A 19,206-nucleotide genomic window follows, 5' to 3' on the forward strand; every position below is an offset into this window, starting at 1 on the left:
TCTCCGGCTACTGCGTATGGTTATGAACGTCGATCATACACGCCGCTTACAGCAGCGGCAAACCGGCCTGCTTGAGTAGCTGGGCCGTTTCGTACAGGGGCAGGCCCATGATGCCGGAATGGCTGCCCGAGATATGTTCGATGAACTGGCCAGCCATGCCCTGGATGCCGTAGCCGCCGGCCTTGTCGAACGGTTCTTTGCTGTTGCAATAGGCCTGAATGGCTTCGGCCGACAGTTTGCAGAAGCGTACCTCGGACACCTGCGTGAACTGGCCCTGGAACGCGTCCGAGCACAGCGCCACCGAAGTCAGTACTTGATGGCTGCGGCCCGACAGCAGTTCCAGCATGCCGCGTGCTTCCGTCACGCTGCCCGGCTTGCCGAGGATGCGGCCATCGATGGTGACCGTGGTATCCACCCCCATCACCAGCCGCTCCGGCATATTGCGCAGCTTGACCATGCGGTGGGCAAAATGGGCTTTTTCATGCGCCACGCGCGCCACATATACTTCCGGGGTTTCGCCGCGCAGTACTTCTTCCGTCACGTCCATGCCGCGCCGGCCGTCGCTACGCAGTTGCAGCAGCTCGAACTCCACGCCGATCTGGCGCAACAGTTCACGACGACGCGGGCTTTTGGAGGCAAGATAGATCATGTTTTCGGCTGACTGCATGGCGGACCTCAGACTCGGTGGTAGGGATGGTTTTGGGTGATCGTCCACGCGCGGTAGAGCTGCTCGGCCAGCATCACCCGCACCATGCCGTGCGGCAGGGTCATGCTGGAGATGCGGATCAGGCCCTCGGCGCGGGCTTTTAATGCAGGATCGAGACCGTCGGCGCCGCCGATCAGGAAGGCCGTGTCACGGCCATCCTGCTGCCACGCTTCGAGCTGCTGCGACAGGCCGAGCGACGTCAGATCCTTGCCGCGTTCGTCGAGCGCGATGATGCGCACCGACTTGGGCAGGGCTGCTTCGATGCGCTCGCGTTCGAGCGCCATCGCGGTGGCGGCAGTCTTGCTACCGGAACGTTCGACCGGCTTGATTTCCTTCAGCACGATCTTGAGTTCCGGCGGCATGCGCTTGACGTATTCGGCGTAGCCAGTCTCTATCCAGGCCGGCATTTTATGGCCGACCGCAGCGATGATGAGCTGCATCTAGACTTACTCGGCAGCTTTCTTGATACGCTTGATGACGGTTTTCACCGGTGCTTCTTCCGCCTTAGGCTTGGCGGGCTTGCGCTTAGGCGGCTGGGCTTTCAGTGCAGCGGCAGCAGCGATCGCGGTTTTGGTTTTGCCAACCTTGACGGTTTTGCCAGTTGGGACAGCAGCTTCTTTCTTGACGGCGGTCTTCTTCTCGGCGGCCGGTTTGGCAGCAGCGGCTTTGCGCGCCGGGGCTTTCTTCTCGATGACCGGGCTCGCATCCACGGCTTTTTTGCCGGCGGCCAGGTGGGTGCTGACCTTCTTAGGCGCTGCAGCAGCTTCGCCTTCCTTGGTCGACTTGCGCTTGGCGGCGCCCAGTTTGACCGGCTTGTCGCCCCAGATTTCTTCCAGACGGTAGTAGGCGCGGATTGGTGCCTGCATGATGTGGACGATCATATCGCCCAGATCGACCAGTACCCATTCACCCGTGTCTTCACCTTCCATGCCGTAGACGTCGCCGCCGGCTTCCTTGACCTTGTCGCGCACCGAGGCGGCCAGCGCCTTGGTCTGGCGGTTCGAGGTACCGGATGCGATAGCGATGCGGTCGAACAGGCTGGTGAGGTGGGTGGTATCGAACAGGACGATATCTTGGCCTTTGACGTCTTCCAGAGCGTCAACGACGAGGGTTTGCAGTTTTTTGATGTCCATTAGCTTTTGTATAGATGGTGTTGTTCAATATAGTCTAGCACTAGCGGCGGGATAAGCGAGTTTGCCGCTTCCCCCCGTTGTAATGCCGCACGTAGTCCGGTGGCAGAGATATCCACCGCGAGGTCCTGTGCCAGATAAGTCAGACCGTGCGGCGTGTTACGGATTTGTTCCGGTGTTCCCAGCCGACTGGAAAACACCTCGGCCACGGCTGGCGGCAGGCCAGCGGTGGCAATGTCATAGCCGGGGCGGCTCGCTACGCAGATGTGGGCGTAGTCGAACAGCACGCGCCATTCGCGCCAGCTATCGAGTTTTTGCAACTGGTCGACGCCCATGATGAAGCTGATGGAAGCGTCCGGCCCCTGTTCGCTGCGCACCTGCCGCAGCGTATCAATTGTGTAGGTGGGCTGCCCCTGCGCGGCCCGTTCGATTTCCTGCGGGTCGATCACCACGTGGGCGGCCGCGCCGGCAAACGCCAGCGCCGTCATTTCTGCCCGTTGCAGCGGGCTGGCCTGCAGGCCGGATTTCTGCCATGGCGCGCCGGCCGGGATGATGCGTAACTGGTCAGCCTGCAGCAAGTGCGCGAAATACTGTCCCAGCGCTACATGACCGTTATGCACCGGATCGTAGCTGCCTCCCAGCAGTGCGATTCGGCGGGCCATCGTCACGCAGCGAGCCAGTCGCGGTGGGGCAGGAAGTCGGTGTACAGCGCCGCTTCCGGCGAGCCGGCTTCGGGTTCCCAGCGATAGCGCCATTTGACGATAGGCGGCATCGACATCAGGATGGCTTCCGTGCGGCCGCCCGACTGCAGGCCGAACAGCGTGCCGCGGTCGAACACCAGATTGAATTCGACATAACGGCCGCGTCGATACGCCTGGAAGTCGCGTTCGCGCTCGCCATACGGCGTATCCTTGCGGCGTTCCAGTATCGGCTGATAGGCCGCGAGGAAGGCGTCGCCCACGCTGCGCATCATGGCGAAACTGGCGTCGAAACCGCCTTCGTTGTAATCATCGAAGAACACGCCGCCTACGCCGCGTGCTTCCTGCCGGTGTTTCAGGTAAAAATATTCGTCGCACCATTTTTTAAAGCGTGGATGCAAATCCGCGCCATGTGGTGCCAGCGCGTCCGCACAAGTGCGGTGGAAGTGCCTGGCGTCGTCCAGATTGCCGTAGTACGGCGTCAGGTCCATGCCGCCACCGAACCACCACACCGGCTCGCCCGCTGCATTGGTGGTGGTGAAAAAGCGTACATTCATGTGCACCGTCGGTGCATACGGATTACGTGGATGCAGTACCAGTGAAACGCCCATGGCCTGCCATGGTTTGCCGCCCAGATCGGGGCGCGATGCTGCTGCCGAAGGAGGCAGTTTGGCGCCGGCCACGTGAGAGAAATTTACCCCGCCGCGCTCGATTACATTGCCTTCTTCAACCAGACGGGAAATCCCGCCGCCGCCTTCCGGCCGTTCCCACGCATCGCGCAGGAAGGGCTTGCCATCCACCGTCTCCAGTGCCTGAACGATGCGGTTTTGCAGCTCGAGCAGATAAGCCTTGACGGCTTCAGGGTTAGGGGAGGTGGGCATAAAGCGGCGCAATTAAAAAAAGTGAGGGTGGATTGTACCCTGTTGCGCGTTTTTGTGATACCCACCTGCCTATAGCAGAACTAAGTAGAGCTTAGTGCGAGAACTTAGTGCTTGAGACCGCGCCAGCCGATGTCGCGACGGCACTGCATGCCTTCGAAGCTGATCTGGTCGACCACTTCGTAAGCCTGCTTCTGCGCCATTTTGATGCTGTCGCCGAGACCGACCACGCACAGCACGCGGCCACCGCTGACCTGCAATTGGCCGGCGTTCTCCACCGTGCCAGCGTGGAAGGTGACGGTCTCCGAAGTTTCGGCCGGAATGCCGTCGATCACAGCGCCTTTCAGCGGCGTGTCCGGGTAGCCGGCCGCTGCCAGTACCACGCCGACGGCCGTGCGGCGGTCCCATTCCAGTTCCACCTGATCGAGCGTGCCGTTGACGGCATGTTCCATCACCGTGACCAGATCGGTTTTCAGGCGCGACATGATGGGCTGGGTTTCAGGATCGCCCATGCGGCAGTTGAATTCCAGCGTACGCGGGTTGCCGGCTGCATCGATCATCAGACCGGCATACAGGAAGCCGGTGAACACGATGCCATCCTTGGCCATACCGGCGATGGTAGGGTTGATGATCTCGCGCATCACGCGTGCATGCATGGCTGGCGTGACGATAGGTGCAGGCGAGTATGCGCCCATACCGCCCGTGTTGGGGCCTTCGTCATTGTCCTTCAGGCGTTTGTGGTCCTGGCTGGTGGCCAGTGGCAGCACGTTTTTGCCATCACACATGACGATGAAGCTGGCTTCTTCGCCGGCCAGGAATTCTTCGATCACGATGCGCGCACCGGCATCGCCGAAGCGGTTATCGGCCAGCATATCGTCCACTGCGCGGTGGGCTTCTTCCAGCGTCAGTGCGACCACTACGCCTTTACCGGCAGCCAGACCGTCGGCCTTGATGACGATAGGCGCGCCGTTGGCGTCGATGTAGGCGTGCGCCTGAGTCACATCGGAGAAAGTCTGGTAGCGGGCCGTAGGAATGCCGTGACGCTGCATGAAGGCTTTGGCGAAGTCTTTCGACGACTCCAGCTGGGCTGCTTCTTTCGACGGGCCGAAGATTTTCAGGCCGCGTGCGCGGAACAGGTTGACGATGCCGCCAGCGAGCGGGGTTTCCGGACCGACCACGGTCAGGCCGATGTTTTCCTGTTCGACGAAGTTTGCCAGTTCGTGCAGGTCGGTGATGTTGACGTTGACCAGACGCGCATCGCGTGCAGTACCGCCATTGCCGGGAGCAACGTAGACCATCTGGATGCGCTCGGATTGCGCGAGTTTCCAGGCCAGTGCGTGTTCACGGCCACCAGAGCCGACTACCAAAATTTTCATATGTCCTCAGTCTTCGATCAGCGTGTTGGAATAGACTTCCTGTACATCGTCCAGCGCTTCGAGCGCATCGAGCAGCTTCTGCATCTTGACGGCGTTATCGCCACTGAACACGGTTTCCGTGGCGGGCTTCATGATGATCTCGGCCACTTCAGCCTTGAAGCCGGCCGCTTCCAGCGCGTCTTTCACCGCAGCGAAATCGTGCGGGCCGCACAGCACTTCGAAACCGCCTTCTTCGTCGGCGATCACGTCTTCGGCGCCCGCTTCGAGCGCCACTTCCATCAGCGCGTCTTCATTGGTGCCCGGCGCGAACAGGAACTGGCCGCAGTGTTTGAACATGAAGGCCACCGAGCCTTCGTTGCCCATGTTGCCGCCGTTTTTGTTGAAGGCATTGCGCACTTCGGCCACGGTACGTACGCGGTTATCGGTCATGCAGTCGACGATCACGGCGGCGCCGCCGATGCCATAGCCTTCGTAGCGTACTTCTTCGTAGTTGGCGCCATCGTCGCCACCGGTGCCGCGGTTGATCGCGCGCTGCACGTTATCCTTCGGCATATTCGCATCGGCAGCCTTGTCCACGGCCAGACGCAGGCGCGGGTTGGTCTGCACGTCGCCACCGCCCATGCGGGCAGCAACGGTAATTTCCTTGATCAGACGGGTCCAGATCTTGCCACGCTTTGCGTCAGTGGCAGCCTTTTTGTGTTTGATATTGGCCCATTTGCTATGTCCAGCCATGTTTGCTCTTCCTTCGGCGGTGTCAGTTGGTGTTCGGTGAGGGCGATATTCTAGCATAGGCCGCATGGCGGCCGACGCTAGCGCCGCCCGCCGGTAACCGGAAGTCGGCTTAGAGGGATACCTCCATTTTATGTAGCACGAGCGTCATTTTCCGCTGATAACATTTTCTTTCTTATAACCAAAATAAATCTAGGAGAGAGTCTATGGATAGGCGGCAATTTATCAAGTTCGGCAGCTTCATCACGGCATCCGTGGCGACCGGCGCAGGACTGACGGCTTGCGGTGGCAGCAGCAGTGCAGGCCCGGCAGCCACGGCTAGCGGGGCATGGAAATTCCCCCAGAGCGTAGCTTCGGGTGATCCGCACAGTGATAGCATCATTCTGTGGACGCGCGCCGTACCGGCTACGGCCGATGATGTGGCTGTGCTGACGGGCGTGGCCGATAGCAGCATCCGCGTGATTTTGACGGCGGCCGACAACAGCGCCGCCATGGGCAGCAACAAAGCCCTGAGCGGACAGCTGGTGGCCGATGCCACCGTGCCTTTGCAGTCGCAATTTGACAACACCGTGCGCCACAAGGTCACCGGCTTGACGCCGAACACTTTGTACTACTATCAGTTCATCGCCGGCGACACGCGTTCCAACGTAGGCCGCTTCAAGACGGCACCGGCCGCCGAGGCCGACGTGGCCCAGCTACAGTTCGCCTACATGACCTGTCAGGACTGGAGCATCAACCACTGGGGCGCGATGAGCAGCATCGCAGCCGAGAACCTCGATTTCATCGTCCATCTGGGCGACTACATCTACGAGACGGTGGGTGAAGATTTCCAGCTGGGCGGCGTGGAAAGCCGCCACGACAAGCTCAAGCTGCCCGATGGCGCCTACAAGAACGGCAGCAGCGGCGCGCAGTATGCGAATACGCTGGCCGACTACCGCTATCTGTACAAGAAATACCGCACCGATGCGCGCCTGCAGGCGCTGCACGAGCGCTTCGCCTTCATCGCCATCTGGGATGACCACGAATTCAGCGACGATGCATGGCAGGATGCCCAGACCTATGACGGCAGCTTCAATCAGGCCGACGGTTCCGACCTGCACCAGACCAGCCGCCGCCGCAGCGCTAGTCAGGCATGGTTCGAATTCATGCCGGCCGATGTGGTGCTCGATACAGCCGCTGCCGGCTTCCAGAACATCAAGATTTACCGCGATTTCCAGTTCGGCAAACTGATGCAGCTGGTGATGACAGATGAGCGTCTGTACCGTGCCGACCACGTGATCCCCGAATCGGCCATCAATCCGGCCACGGGCAAGCCGCTGGGACGTCTGGGCGCGCGCTATCTGGTGCAGCAGGATGTATTCAACACGGTGGAAGCGCAGAAGATGGGCGGCGCCACGGCCATCGGGCTGGAGCCGCTGGCCACCGTGTCCATGCTGGGCACGACCCAGCGCCAGTGGTGGATGGACAAGATGAAATCGGCCAGCAGCACGTGGAAGCTGTGGGGCAATGAAGTCTCGCTGCTGCGCATGGGCTTGAACGGTACGGATGCCGTGGCCACGCTGCTGGCACTGAATTCCATCGCCACGCTGGCCGGTTCGATCAGCAGCACGGCCACGGCCACGGCTGGTAACTTCCCGTTGGCCGCTGCCATCGTGGCGGCCGCTACGGCGGGTGCCACGCCAGCACTGGCCCAGCAGGGTGCAGGCGCGATCATGGCAGCTTACGCGGTACCGGGCAGCAGCACTGAAGCGCGCGTGGCGGCCGGCATGAAAGCGGGACTGACGGCAGCGCAGGCCGGCATCGCTGTGGCGACTTATACGGCAGTGTATCTGGCAGGCAGCGGCGTGGTGGCGGCAACGCCGGCAGCGCTGGTAGGCGCTGGCGCGCAGACCATCGCGTTCGGCTACATCAAGCCCGATGTACAGGCTAACAAGGCCGCTTCCGTGTTCGTGCAGGCAGCAGGCAAGCAGGCTGCGCTGGCGCCATTCTTCGCGCGCTTCCTGCTCAACTGCGACCAGTGGGATGGCTACAATTCGGAGCGCAAGGCGCTGATGGCTCACCTGAAAAGCAATAGCGTGAGCAATGTGGTAGCGCTGACGGGCGACATCCACGCGTTCTTCGCCGGTAGCGTCAGCGACGACTACGATGCTGCAGGCGGCGGCACGCCGGTGATGACAGATCTGGTCACGGCCGGTATCAGCTCGGACTCCTTCTTCGTGTATCTGCGCGATGCAGCCACTACGCTGGGCGATATCGCGGCACTGGTCACCTATCCGCTGGCAGTGCCAGTAACGGGGCTGGGCACGCTAAACCTGAGCTTCAACCTGCTCGACTACACCATGGGCAAGGCAGCGCCGACCGTGGCCAGCCTGCTGGAGCAGACCCGCGTGCAGGTACGCGGCGCGCTGGGTGCCAAAGGCTTGCCGGAAGCGCAGCTCGATGCGACCACCAGCGCCGTGCTAGCCGGCCTGCAGGCCAATAGCGACTTCAGTACCAGTTTGCTGGCGCTGGCGCAGCAACTGGCTGGTCTGGGCAACAACCCGTGGCTCAAGCATGTGAACACCGATGCGCAGGGCTATACGCTGGTAACGCTCACGCCGGGCAAGCTGGTGGCCCAGTTCAAGCAGGTGAATAAGTTGGTAGGTGGCAGCGCACCAGCCAATGTAGTCGCACGCATCACCACCGCTACCGTCAACGCCGGCAGCGCAGCAGTGAGCATCAGCTAACTCCAGCGCGGGGTCAGGTCGGGCAAAGTGCAGGGGTCAGGTCGGGCAAACGGGCAAGTTGCGGCTCGTTACCTTTCATGGCCTGGCCAGTACGAAGGCCCGACCTGCCCGTGTATGGTCTGCCCCCAGTGCAGCTGGCTGAGTCTGCACAAATGCCCGACCTGACCCCTGCACTTTGCCCGACCTGACCCCGTTTTTGATTTGCCTTTACAATTGCTGTATGGATAAAGGGATCAAGGATGGCGCTGCGGCGCGTGCCGCCTATCTGGGCGGGCTCGGTATCGCCGTCGGCGGGGCTGTGCTGTTTTCGACGAAGGCGGTGGTGGCCAAGCTGCTGTATCGCTATCAGATCGATGCTGTTACGCTGATCGCTTTCCGTATGCTGTTCTCGCTGCCCGTGTTCGCGGCCGTGGCGATCTGGAAGATGCGCACCGAGGCGCCACTGTCGCGCGCTGACCGCTGGCGCGTGCTGGGGCTGGGACTGGTGGGCTACTATCTGTCCAGCTTCCTCGACTTCCTCGGCCTGCAATACATCTCGGTTGGGCTGGAACGCCTGATCCTGTTCCTCACGCCGACGTTTGTCCTCTTGATTTCTTCTACGCTGCTCAAGCAGCACATCAGCCGGCGCCAGTGGCTGGCGCTGCTGCTATCGTATTGCGGCATCGTGTTCGTCTTCCTGCATGACCTCAATAGCGGCAACCGCAACGTGGCGCTGGGGGCTACGCTGGTGACGGGATCGGCCGCCGCCTATGCGGTCTACCTGCTGCTGTCGGGCGAAATGGTGCGCCGGCTTGGTTCGCTGCGGCTCGTTTCGTATGCCATGTGCGTATCCACCGTGGCCTGCGTGGGCCAGTTCCTGCTGCTGCGCCCCGTCACGGGGCTGCTGCAGCCGCTGCCTGTGTACGGGCTGTCGCTGGTCAACGGTATCCTGTGTACTGTCATGCCGGTATTTATGACCATGGCGGCAGTGGAGCGCATCGGTGCCGGTACGGCTTCGCAGGCTGGTATGATCGGACCGGTTTCTACGCTGTTTCTGGGGGCGCTGCTGCTGGGCGAACCCATCACATCCTGGCAGCTGGGCGGCACCGCACTGGTGCTGGCCGGGATCTATCTCTTATCAAAAAAATAGGAAAACTCTCTGATGAAAACCCGCATTGCCTTGATCGCCCACGATAAGAAAAAAGACGACATGATTGCGCTGGCCAGCCAGTACAAGGATTTTCTGGCTACCTGCGAATTGACTGCCACGGGTACCACCGGTGGCCGCCTGGTCAAGGAAGTGGGGCTGACGGTGGACCGCAAGCATTCGGGGCCTTTCGGTGGCGATTTGCAGATCGGCTCCATGCTGGTGGAAGGTGGCATCGATTGCGTGATTTTCCTGCGCGACCCGATGACGCCACAGCCGCACGAACCGGACATCAATGCGCTGGTGCGCGCCTGCGATGTGCATAACACGCCATGCGCCACCAATGTCTCGTCGGCCCATCTGGTGCTGTCGCAACTGCAGCAGCGCGCTGCACGCGGCTAAGTGGCGCTAGACTTTCCTCTTTCCTCAAGCACAAGCGTACAGGAGGCGTTATGACCAAGGTTATCCGCATTAACCGCGTGGGCGGTCCCGAAGTAATGGAGCTGGTGGATGTGGAACTGGGCCCGCCCGGTCCCGGCGAAGCGCAGGTGCGCCAGCACGCCATCGGCATCAATTTCATCGATGTGTATTTCCGTACCGGCCTGTATGCGCAGCCGCTGCCCGGTGGGCTGGGCATGGAAGGCGCCGGTGTGGTGGAGGCTATCGGCGAGGGTGTCACCGAGGTGAAGGTGGGCGATCGCGTGGCCTATGCGGGCCGTCCTATCGGCGCTTATGCCGAAGCGCGCAATATGCCAGCCTCGCAGTTGCTGGTGCTGCCCGATAACGTGGACTTCGACACGGCCGCCGCGATGATGCTGCAAGGCCTGACGGTGCAGTATCTGTTCCACCGCACCGTGGCGCTGAAGGCGGGCGACACCATTCTGTTCCATGCGGCTGCCGGCGGAGTAGGGTTGATCGCCTGCCAGTGGGCCAAGCTGCTCGGCGTAACGCTGATCGGCACCGTGGGTTCGGATGAGAAGGCGGAACTGGCCACGCGCAACGGCGCCCATCACGTCATCAACTACAACAAGGAAAACTTCACCACGCGCGTGCGCGAGATCACGGGTGGCAAAGGGGTAACGGCCGTCTACGATTCGATTGGCAAGGATACCTTCATCGGTTCGCTCGACTGTCTGCGCCCGCTGGGCACCATGGTCAGCTTCGGCAACGCATCGGGGCCGGTGGAGCCGTTCAGCCTGAGCGAACTGGCTAACCGTGGCTCGCTGTTTGTCACGCGGCCTTCGCTGATGGCGTATATGTCTACCCGCGCCGAGCTGGAAACGGCGGCCAAGTCGCTGTTCGGCGTGGTCGCTAGTGGCGAAGTCAAAATTGATGTGCGTCAGCGCTATGCACTGGCCGACGTGGCACGCGCCCATACGGAGCTGGAAGCGCGCCAGACTACCGGTTCCTCGATACTGCTGCCGTAAACGCCAAGCAGCCGGTAGGGCCGGCTGCTTGGTGTGGCTTGCTGGCCAGACGGCTGTGCGCTGACCTCCGTATGCGGCGGCTGGCGCAGCGCGTTTTTAGCCACCTTTAGCCGCCTTTAGCCCGCTTTGGCGGGCGTCACAGGCGCCGTTTCCGTCTGTGGTTTCAGTTCCAGATCAACCCGGCGCGGTACGCCGTTCTGGCCGGGGAAGCCCGTGAAGGCGCTCTGCACCAGTGCCGGCATCACTTGCGGCGTGGCGGCTACGCGGCTGGTGTTGTTGACGGTGACGTCGTACAGCTTGCGGCCATCCGTGCCGTTGATCGTGATGCGCAGCTGGCGCTGGTACTCATGTTTGATGCGCTCGGTGACCATGACAGGCGCGCCATAGCCGAACGGATCATAGAAATACGGACGGTAGCCGAGACGGCTATAGCCCCAGCCATAACGGCCCCAGCCCGGACCCCAGTAAGGCCCGACCATGAACGGATCCTGCGCTTCCAGTATGCGCACGGGATGGTCTACGGTGCTGAATTTCATTCCTACTAACAGTTGCGCTGGCTGCTTCTCCGCCGCCTGATGCAGGCCCAGCTTGTCCAGCTCACGCGCCACCAGCAACTGGTAGCTGCGGTATTCCAGCGTATCGTCGGCACCCTGTGGCGCTTCGAAGGCATAGCTCTGGTCGCGCGCTTCCGCGCTCCAGGCGTTGAACGAGGTGACGTCGCTGCGCAAGGTGGTGGCGCAGCCACTCAGCAGCACAACTGCGGCAGTCGCGATGAGGGCGATTTTTTTCATGATTTAGCCTCGGTAAAAGTGGGTCGGATGGGTGCATCTGATAGTTTATGACGGCTTATGCACCGTTGCACGAATCTTACAGAAAGTTACGGCCGGCGGGAAAGCTGACATGTACACCGCGCTTCCCTTGCCGGATTTCAGGCGACCGCCAGCGCTGGTATTGGTAAAATAGGCTTTTGCTCACGTTTCACGGGATTTTCATGCGACCAGACAGCACGCCACCGACCATCTACCGTAAAGATTACACCGTCCCAAGTTATCTGGTGGAAACAGTGGAGCTGGGATTCGATCTCGATCCGGACCGCACCATCGTCGCCAACCGCATCACCATGCAGCACAATCCGGCCAGTCCTAGCCGCTCCATCGTGCTGCACGGCGAAGAGCTGGATCTGGTGGAGCTGCGCCTGAACGGCCGCGCACTTGCGCCGACGGAATACAAGATCGACGGCTCGGTGCTGACCATACCGCGCGCACCGGCCCAGGTGGTGCTGGAAATCGAAACCCTGTGCACGCCGATCCAGAATACTTCGCTGTCCGGCCTGTATGTCTCGAACGGCAGCTTCTATACCCAGTGCGAAGCGGAAGGCTTCCGCCGCATTACCTATTTCCCCGACCGTCCCGATGTGATGGCCAAGTACACGGTGATGCTGCGGGCCGACAAGGCGCGCTATCCGGTGCTGCTGTCCAACGGTAACCTGATCGAATCGGGTGAGCTGGACGATGGCCGCCACTACGCCAAATGGGAAGACCCGTTCAAGAAGCCGTCCTATCTGTTTGCACTGGTGGCAGCGCGGCTGGTCTGTCAGGAAGAGCACTACACACTCAAGTCGGGTCGCGAAGTGCTGCTGCAGGTGTGGGTGGAAGAGGGCAATCTGGACAAGACCGACTACGCCATGCAGTCGCTGAAGAACTCGATCCGCTGGGATGAGGAACGCTTCGGCCTTGAGCTGGATCTGGACCGCTTCATGATCGTCGCCGTGGGCGACTTCAACATGGGCGCGATGGAAAACAAGGGCCTGAACATCTTCAACACCAAGTTCGTGCTGGCCAACCCGCGCGTAGCCACCGATATCGACTACGCTGGCATCGAAGCCGTAGTGGGCCACGAATATTTCCACAACTGGACCGGCAACCGCGTGACCTGCCGCGACTGGTTCCAGCTATCGCTGAAAGAAGGCCTGACCGTGTTCCGCGATCAGGAATTCAGCGCCGACATGATAGGCACGGACAGCGGCCGCGCCGTCACCCGTATCGATCAGGTGCGCACGCTGCGTCAGGCCCAGTTCCCGGAAGATGCGGGCCCGATGGCCCATCCGGTGCGGCCTGATTCTTTCGTCGAGATCAACAACTTCTACACGGTGACCGTGTACGAAAAAGGCGCAGAAGTCGTGCGCATGTATCAGACCCTGCTGGGCCGCGATGGCTTCCGCAAGGGCATGGATCTGTACTTCGCCCGTCACGACGGGCAGGCCGTGGAATGCGACGACTTCCGCGCCGCCATGGCCGATGCCAATGGCCGCGACCTGCGCCAGTTCGAGCGCTGGTACAGCCAGGCCGGCACGCCGGTAGTGTCGGCACGCACGCGCTACGATGCCGTCAAACGCAATTTCGACATCATCCTGAGCCAGCGCTGCCCGGCTACGGCGGGCCAGCCGGACAAGCTGCCCTTCCACATTCCCGTGGCAGTGGGGCTGCTCGATGCGAATGGCAAGGACCTGCCGCTGCTGCTGGAAGGCGGCGACCATCCGAAAGACGCCACCACCGTAGTGCTGGAACTGAAAGAGCAGGAGCAGATTTTCCGCTTCCGTAACGTGGATGAACGTCCTATCCCGTCCATCCTGCGCGATTTCTCCGCACCCGTGGTGCTCGAACACGATTACACGGATGACGAACTGCTGCACCTGTACCGTCATGACAGCGATGCCGTGAACCGCTGGGAAGCGGGCCAGCGTCTGGCCATGGAGCGTCTGCTCAAGCTGACGGCGCAGGTCACGGCGCATGGCGATGCCGCGGTGCTCAAGCTCGATAGCACTTTCATCGAAGCCCAGCGCGCGCTGCTGGTGGACGAGTCGCTCGATCCGGCCTTCCGCGAACTGGCGCTGATCCTGCCATCGGAAACCATCATCGCCGAGCAGATGGAAGTGGTGGACCCGCAAGCCATCCACACGGCGCGCCAGTTCATGCGCCGTACCATAGGCGCAGCCCTGAAAACCGAACTGCTGGCGCAATACCACGCCAACCAGACGCCCGGCGCCTACAGCCCCGATGCGCTGTCGGCCGGCAAGCGCGCGCTGAAAAACCTGTGCCTGTCCTATCTGCTGGTGGCGCCCGAAGCGGCCGAGCTGAAAGTGGCGCAGCAGCAGTTCGACAACGCCAGCAATATGACCGACCGCGCTGCAGCACTGGTCGCGCTGATTCACAGTGGTGGCGATGCGGCGCCGTATCTGCAGGCGTTCTATCAGGACTTCGAGAACGAAGCGCTGGTGGTGGACAAATGGTTCGCCATGCAGGCTGCAGCGCCGGCCACCAATGTGGCTGCCGTGCGCAAGCTAATGCAGCATCCAGCCTTCACGCTGAAAAATCCTAACCGCGCACGCAGCCTGATCTTCAATTTCACCAACGGCAATCCGGCCCAGTTCCACGCCGCTGATGGCAGCGCCTATGCCTTCTGGGCCGAGCTGGTAATTCAGCTTGACGGCATCAACCCGCAGGTGGCCGCACGTCTGGCACGCAGCATGGATCGCTGGCGCCGTTACGCACCGGCGCTGCAGGAAAAAATGAAGCAGGCGCTGGAACAGGTCGCCGCCCAGAACAAGCTGTCGAACGACGTACAGGAAGTCGTCAGCAAAGCACTGGCTAACTAATTCAAACCAAACCAAGGGTACTCATGAAACGTATCAGCCTTACTCAATATCTGGTGGAAGAACAACGCCAGCACAATTCGATTCCGGCCGAACTGCGCCTGCTGATCGAAGTAGTGGCGCGCGCCTGCAAAACCATCAGCCACGCCGTAGGTAAAGGCGCGCTGGGCGAAGTGCTGGGCACTGCCGAAGCGGAAAACATCCAGGGTGAAGTGCAGAAGAAGCTGGACATCATCTCCAACGAAATTCTGCTGGAAGCTAACGAGTGGGGCGGCCATCTGGCAGCCATGGCATCGGAAGAAATGGAATCCATCCACCCGATTCCTAACCGCTATCCTAAGGGCGAATACATGCTGCTGTTCGATCCACTGGACGGCTCTTCCAACATCGACGTCAACGTTTCGATCGGTACCATCTTCTCCGTGCTGAAGGCACCGGAAGGCATGGGCCAGCCGACCGAAGCGGACTTCATGCAGCCGGGCACCCAGCAAGTGGCCGCAGGTTACGCCGTGTACGGCCCGCAGACCATGCTGGTACTCACCACCGGCAATGGCGTGAACTGCTTCACGCTGGACCGCGAAATGGGTTCGTGGGTACTCACCCAGCGCAATATGCAGATTCCTGCCAAGACCAAGGAATTCGCCATCAATATGTCGAACGCGCGTCACTGGCACCCGCCCGTCAAGCGTTACATCGACGAACTGCTGGCCGGCGAAACGGGCCCGCGCGGTACCAACTTCAATATGCGCTGGATCGCATCGATGGTGGCCGACGTGCACCGTATCCTGAACCGCGGCGGCGTGTTCATGTATCCGGCCGATCTGCGTGATACCTCGATGCCGGGCAAACTGCGCCTGATGTATGAAGCCAATCCTATGGCCTTCATCGTCGAGCAGGCCGGTGGCGCAGCGACCGATGGCAAGCAGCGCATCATGGAAATCCAGCCGCACAAGCTGCACCAGCGCGTGCCGGTATTCCTCGGTTCGCGTGATGAAGTGGCCGTCGTCACCAGCTACCATCAAGCCTAAAACCACGGTTTTTCGCGGGTTCTGACGAGTTTTCCTTAGCGCGCTGTAAATTTTTCGATTTGGGACTAGCGCGCTACAAGAATTATTTGTTAGAATATGCGACCCAGCCGCTTTAGCTCAGTCGGTAGAGCAGTTCATTCGTAATGAAAAGGTCGCCAGTTCGATTCCGGCAAGCGGCACCAGGATCATAAAGCCTGCTATTCCTCACGGAGTAGCAGGCTTTTTCCTTTTCTGCGCGGGTTTTCTCGGGCGGTTTAGTTGAATAACTTCGAAGCCCTTCGCCGAAGGCAGTGCGTCACGCGCTGCCTTTTTGCGCTGCCGACATCGCAGACCTTCACTCATTCAGCTGCGTCAAGCGTCGATGTCATTGCTAGGCTGATAGCAAAAAAATGAGCGCGCTCTTCACTTCACAACCTCCCAGAGTATTCGTGTTAAATCGAGATTCTCCGTGAATTGGTTCGCTGACGTTTTGATCTTTGCATAGATGAGTCCTTCGCCAGCCGTGGCGACAGAATAGTCCCACGCGTGCGATTACGAGTTCCCGATAAATATTATTTTCTTGTGCGTTCTCAAGCATTCGGAAATTCACAGCTTAATAATAGCGTTCGGCATAAGGACGGTTGTTATTCATAGTGAATAGGAACTAGATCATGAAGCGTCACATCATTACGCTTGGAGCACCTACCACAGCCGGTGGCACTGTTCTTATGGCGAGTGCTCATGGCAGTATCAATCGGAAAAATATTGCATTGGAAGGCGATCCGATATTCTGCCCAGTATGCAATTCGAAAGGGAAAATCAAATGCGTTGAACCGCGTATTAGTGAAACTTGGAATGAAAGGAAGGTTGCACTGGAACATGACCTTTGCATTTGTGGTTGCGCTGTACCGCCTCGACTTGTTGCAAACCAATGCTTGCGGTATCAGATGATTGGTGGCACAGCTTCCGCTGGAATGTCTAGTAGATTAGCGGATACTGTGTCGCCCAGCGGTTCGCATGCTCCAGCATCCTCAGTCCCTAATTACGATCTGTTCTTTGTTCTTCAGGATAAGGATACTGGTGAATCCCTCGCAGGTGTTCCATACAAAATTACGCTCGAATCAGGCAGAGTGGTTAAGGGGAAGAGCGACATGGGCGGTAAGACGCAGCACATCTACAGTGATCAGCCGGAAATGGCAATTCTGGAGGCGCCATACTATGACGAAGACTCAGCACAAGCTTACCTCTGCAACGGATCAGACGCCTGCGATTGCTAAGATCGTTAAGCTTGAGCTGAGCGGCCCGCAATGGGTTACCAGATTTCCAGGTAGCGCATCGCTGAAAGAGTTAAGCGCCCCCTTCAGGGACTATGCGAGCGCATTTGTCGAAGCTCTTAGAAGTGCTGGCGCTGTCGTAACAATATCAGCTACTTTCCGTCCAATTGAACGTGCCTATTTGATGCACTGGGCATGGCTGATTGCGAAGGCAGAAAAAGATCCACGCAAAGTACCTGCAATGGGAGGAGTTAATATTCAATGGGATCATCAATCTGAAGATGGGGAATATTTGCATTTACCCTCAGTCGACGCAGCAAAGGCTATGACAAGAGCCTATGGGATAGATGGACTTGGTATTGCTCCAGCTTTAACTTCACGCCATACCGCAGGTCGCGCTGTCGACATGTCAATACGCTGGAATGGCCCTTTGACTATTCAGTCGGCGGAGGGAAATACCGTGCATATCCTGAGAGAGCCTAGAACTGGAATGAACCTAGAACTTCATCGGGTTGGTGAAGCCTATGGAGTGATTAAATATAACCGAGGCGGAGACGATAAACCGCATTGGTCAGACACCGGAGCGTAGTATGAAAAGCCAATTGATCACAGCAATTTTATTCGGCTTTGTGGTGTCACCTGCCATTGCGATTCCCCAGTTTCCTAAGGATGTGCAATCCTTTATCGCAAAGAGAGATGATTGTGATCACTTTCGAGGGGAGATACCCGATCCCTCTGAGAAGCGAAGAATGAAGGAAGTAATCCGGCATCTCAATACATCGTGCAAAGGAAGTGACAAGGCTCTTGCCAGTTTAAGACTGAAGTATGCGAAGGATGAGAGCATCATCTCGCGATTGCGCGATTATGAAGATGAAATCGAGCCACATCCTGAAAAGGTGAATCCGAATTGAAAGCGGCGTGAGGGATAGTTGGCGTGGCGTGGAGGGGAGAGAGCTGAATCACCACGAAATTGCTAGATGCTCGTCAGCCTCCGAGAGTTTAGCTGCCATCGAGCGCGATTTCGGCTTACAGCAACTGGCGCCTTCCAAAGCCGCCTTACGGCATGCACCGACCAAGGGCGAGATTGAAGAGGGGGTGCGTACAGGTGTGCCGTCGACGCGTCAGCGCCTGCAAGAGCTGTGTGATGCGGCTGCCAGTGATTGCGGAAGCTTCAGCCTTTACGCAGAGCGCTTGCATGCTGTGGGTGTGGAACTACTCCCCGTCATTCAGCTAGCGGGTCGGAGAATGTCGGGCCTGTCGTACCTGCTCGATGGTGTGATGATGAAGGGCAGCGATCTTGGAAAAGGATACAGCGCTTCGGGGATTGCGAAACGTGGGGTGAGCTATGACAAAGAGCGAGATGGCGAGGCAGCTAGCGAGTGCATCGAACGCTTCAAGATTGAACGCCCTCAATCAGCAGATCGAGGCATTGCGTCAGGCGAAGATCAGCAGCGCGGAGCAACTAGCGCAGATCATCGAGCCACTAGCGCAGGCGATGGCCACATTGACGGACGAGACGAGGGACAGTCTGGCCAAGACCAGCCAGTACAACCAGACGCAGAGCGAGCAATTCGCGAAGCAAGTCGAGGAGACGATACAGGCTTGGCAAAGCGCGGCAGCAGCAGCGGAACGGGCAGCGCAGAGGATGGAGCGGGCAGGGCGTCAGATGGAAATCATCCACTACCTGATGGTGATGGTAGCCGGGGTGATGAGTGGACTGCTGGCGAGCGCATTGTGGCTTTGGCTGGCACCAGCACCGGTCATACAGAACACACTGGATCCGAAGGAAATCGCCCAGTTGTTAAAGCCGGAGATCGCAGCGCAATTGCAGCGCAAAGGCAAATGATGGCCATGGGTTGTCAGCGCTTTGTTGTGACCTTGATTGATGCGAAGCTAGGCAAGCAGGAAGAGCGCGATTGGGATCAGGACAAGGTGATGCAGAACATCGGTTGGCTGAAGCATATGAATGCACGTGGCTACGATGTTTGGATACGGCCATCAGGGGAGCATAACCTGATCGTTCTGGGTGGTTTGAGTGCTGCGCAACTACAGGCGTTGAACGAAAGAGAATACTTGCCTGCTGTAGTGATTGAAACAGGAACAGGGCAATATCAGGCATGGTTGAAGTTATCGAACGTGCCGGTAGTAGATAACTTGCGTTATCAGGTTAAGCAGGAAGTATTCAAGGATTTTGAGCGCGCTGGAATTAAGGCTACCGATCGCGCAGATGGACGGCTGGCAGGTTTTACGAACCAGCAGGTACAGCTTAGTGGGGGGGCGACACCCATTTGCGTTGCTCAAGTCGTCGGAAGGTAGGGTTGCCCCTGCGGTAAGACTGGCGGTTGAAAGATTAGATAGCGCGAGGAAGCGGTCTTTAAGTCCAGCTAAGTCGGATAGTGGTCGCTCTCGCGGATTTGATCGTTAACCATCGTCGATAGAAAAGCACTGCGTATTAGAAACACCTTAATTGGGAGCGG

General features: G+C 59.3%; 19 protein-coding genes and 1 tRNA gene. 12 read left to right on the forward strand and 8 right to left on the reverse strand.

The window, feature by feature from the left end; genetic code table 11:
• Positions 1-46 precede the first annotated feature (46 nt).
• The 7 genes from GM655_RS02565 to GM655_RS02595 form a co-directional block, all read right to left on the reverse strand.
• Positions 47-667, reverse strand: coding sequence for a Maf family protein (locus GM655_RS02565; RefSeq protein ID WP_155433051.1), 621 nt, complete (start codon positions 665-667; stop codon positions 47-49).
• 8 nt (positions 668-675) lie between these two features.
• Positions 676-1,146, reverse strand: a complete 471-nt coding sequence (rlmH, locus tag GM655_RS02570; RefSeq protein WP_155433052.1) for a 23S rRNA (pseudouridine(1915)-N(3))-methyltransferase RlmH — start codon at positions 1,144-1,146, stop codon at positions 676-678.
• 6 nt (positions 1,147-1,152) lie between these two features.
• Positions 1,153-1,839, reverse strand: a complete 687-nt coding sequence (gene rsfS, locus GM655_RS02575) for a ribosome silencing factor (protein ID WP_155433053.1) — start codon at positions 1,837-1,839, stop codon at positions 1,153-1,155.
• Complete coding sequence (locus tag GM655_RS02580) at positions 1,839-2,498, reverse strand: nicotinate-nucleotide adenylyltransferase (RefSeq protein ID WP_155433054.1); 660 nt, start codon at positions 2,496-2,498, stop codon at positions 1,839-1,841. Before GM655_RS02580 ends, rsfS begins: the two co-directional genes overlap by 1 nt.
• A gap of 2 nt (positions 2,499-2,500) precedes the next feature.
• The gene (gene hemF / locus GM655_RS02585) at positions 2,501-3,415 is read right to left on the reverse strand and encodes an oxygen-dependent coproporphyrinogen oxidase (protein WP_155433055.1); all 915 of its coding nucleotides are present in this window, start codon (positions 3,413-3,415) and stop codon (positions 2,501-2,503) included.
• A 104-nt stretch (positions 3,416-3,519) separates the two neighbouring features.
• The gene (purD, locus tag GM655_RS02590) at positions 3,520-4,788 is read right to left on the reverse strand and encodes a phosphoribosylamine--glycine ligase (RefSeq protein ID WP_155433056.1); all 1,269 of its coding nucleotides are present in this window, start codon (positions 4,786-4,788) and stop codon (positions 3,520-3,522) included.
• Between the two features lie 6 nt (positions 4,789-4,794).
• Positions 4,795-5,520 carry a YebC/PmpR family DNA-binding transcriptional regulator gene (locus GM655_RS02595; RefSeq protein ID WP_155433057.1) on the reverse strand — a complete coding sequence of 242 codons (726 nt, stop codon included), beginning with the start codon at positions 5,518-5,520 and terminating at the stop codon, positions 4,795-4,797.
• A 203-nt stretch (positions 5,521-5,723) separates the two neighbouring features.
• Between GM655_RS02595 and GM655_RS02600 the strand changes: the two genes are divergently transcribed.
• The 4 genes from GM655_RS02600 (at position 5,724) to GM655_RS02615 (ending at position 10,796) form a co-directional block, all read left to right on the forward strand.
• A complete protein-coding gene (locus GM655_RS02600) occupies positions 5,724-8,243 on the forward strand; it encodes an alkaline phosphatase D family protein (RefSeq protein ID WP_155433058.1) in 2,520 nt (839 codons plus the stop codon).
• A 220-nt stretch (positions 8,244-8,463) separates the two neighbouring features.
• On the forward strand, positions 8,464-9,372 hold the full coding sequence (locus tag GM655_RS02605; RefSeq protein ID WP_155433059.1) for a DMT family transporter: 909 nt from the start codon (positions 8,464-8,466) through the stop codon (positions 9,370-9,372).
• A gap of 12 nt (positions 9,373-9,384) precedes the next feature.
• Positions 9,385-9,771, forward strand: coding sequence for a methylglyoxal synthase (locus GM655_RS02610; protein WP_155433060.1), 387 nt, complete (start codon positions 9,385-9,387; stop codon positions 9,769-9,771).
• 50 nt (positions 9,772-9,821) lie between these two features.
• Complete coding sequence (locus GM655_RS02615) at positions 9,822-10,796, forward strand: quinone oxidoreductase family protein (protein ID WP_155433061.1); 975 nt, start codon at positions 9,822-9,824, stop codon at positions 10,794-10,796.
• Between the two features lie 116 nt (positions 10,797-10,912).
• Here GM655_RS02615 and GM655_RS02620 read toward each other — a convergent pair whose 3' ends face one another.
• Complete coding sequence (locus GM655_RS02620; protein WP_155433062.1) at positions 10,913-11,587, reverse strand: DUF4136 domain-containing protein; 675 nt, start codon at positions 11,585-11,587, stop codon at positions 10,913-10,915.
• Positions 11,588-11,787: 200 nt separating this feature from the next.
• Between GM655_RS02620 and pepN the strand changes: the two genes are divergently transcribed.
• The 8 genes from pepN (at position 11,788) to GM655_RS22715 (ending at position 19,045) form a co-directional block, all read left to right on the forward strand.
• Positions 11,788-14,451: an aminopeptidase N gene (gene pepN, locus GM655_RS02625; RefSeq protein ID WP_155433063.1), complete on the forward strand. Its 2,664-nt coding sequence runs from the start codon at positions 11,788-11,790 to the stop codon at positions 14,449-14,451.
• A 23-nt stretch (positions 14,452-14,474) separates the two neighbouring features.
• Entirely contained in the window at positions 14,475-15,476 is a 1,002-nt protein-coding gene (locus tag GM655_RS02630; RefSeq protein ID WP_155433064.1) for a class 1 fructose-bisphosphatase, read from the forward strand.
• A gap of 106 nt (positions 15,477-15,582) precedes the next feature.
• Positions 15,583-15,658 (forward strand) — tRNA-Thr (locus GM655_RS02635).
• A gap of 468 nt (positions 15,659-16,126) precedes the next feature.
• Positions 16,127-16,732, forward strand: coding sequence for a PAAR domain-containing protein (locus tag GM655_RS02640; protein ID WP_155433065.1), 606 nt, complete (start codon positions 16,127-16,129; stop codon positions 16,730-16,732).
• The gene (locus GM655_RS02645) at positions 16,674-17,318 is read left to right on the forward strand and encodes a hypothetical protein (protein ID WP_229632343.1); all 645 of its coding nucleotides are present in this window, start codon (positions 16,674-16,676) and stop codon (positions 17,316-17,318) included. The genes GM655_RS02640 and GM655_RS02645 overlap by 59 nt, the downstream gene beginning before the upstream one ends.
• Before the next feature lies 1 nt (position 17,319).
• Entirely contained in the window at positions 17,320-17,640 is a 321-nt protein-coding gene (locus GM655_RS02650; RefSeq protein ID WP_155433066.1) for a hypothetical protein, read from the forward strand.
• Positions 17,641-18,074: 434 nt separating this feature from the next.
• Positions 18,075-18,575, forward strand: coding sequence for an IncQ-type mobilization protein MobB (locus tag GM655_RS22710; RefSeq protein WP_196308689.1), 501 nt, complete (start codon positions 18,075-18,077; stop codon positions 18,573-18,575).
• Positions 18,572-19,045, forward strand: a complete 474-nt coding sequence (locus tag GM655_RS22715; protein ID WP_196308690.1) for a DNA-primase RepB domain-containing protein — start codon at positions 18,572-18,574, stop codon at positions 19,043-19,045. Before GM655_RS22710 ends, GM655_RS22715 begins: the two co-directional genes overlap by 4 nt.
• Positions 19,046-19,206: the final 161 nt, after the last annotated feature.

Origin of the sequence: Pseudoduganella danionis, assembly GCF_009720775.1 — a bacterium.
In the GTDB taxonomy this organism is placed as follows: Bacteria; Pseudomonadota; Gammaproteobacteria; order Burkholderiales; family Burkholderiaceae_D; genus Rugamonas; species Rugamonas danionis.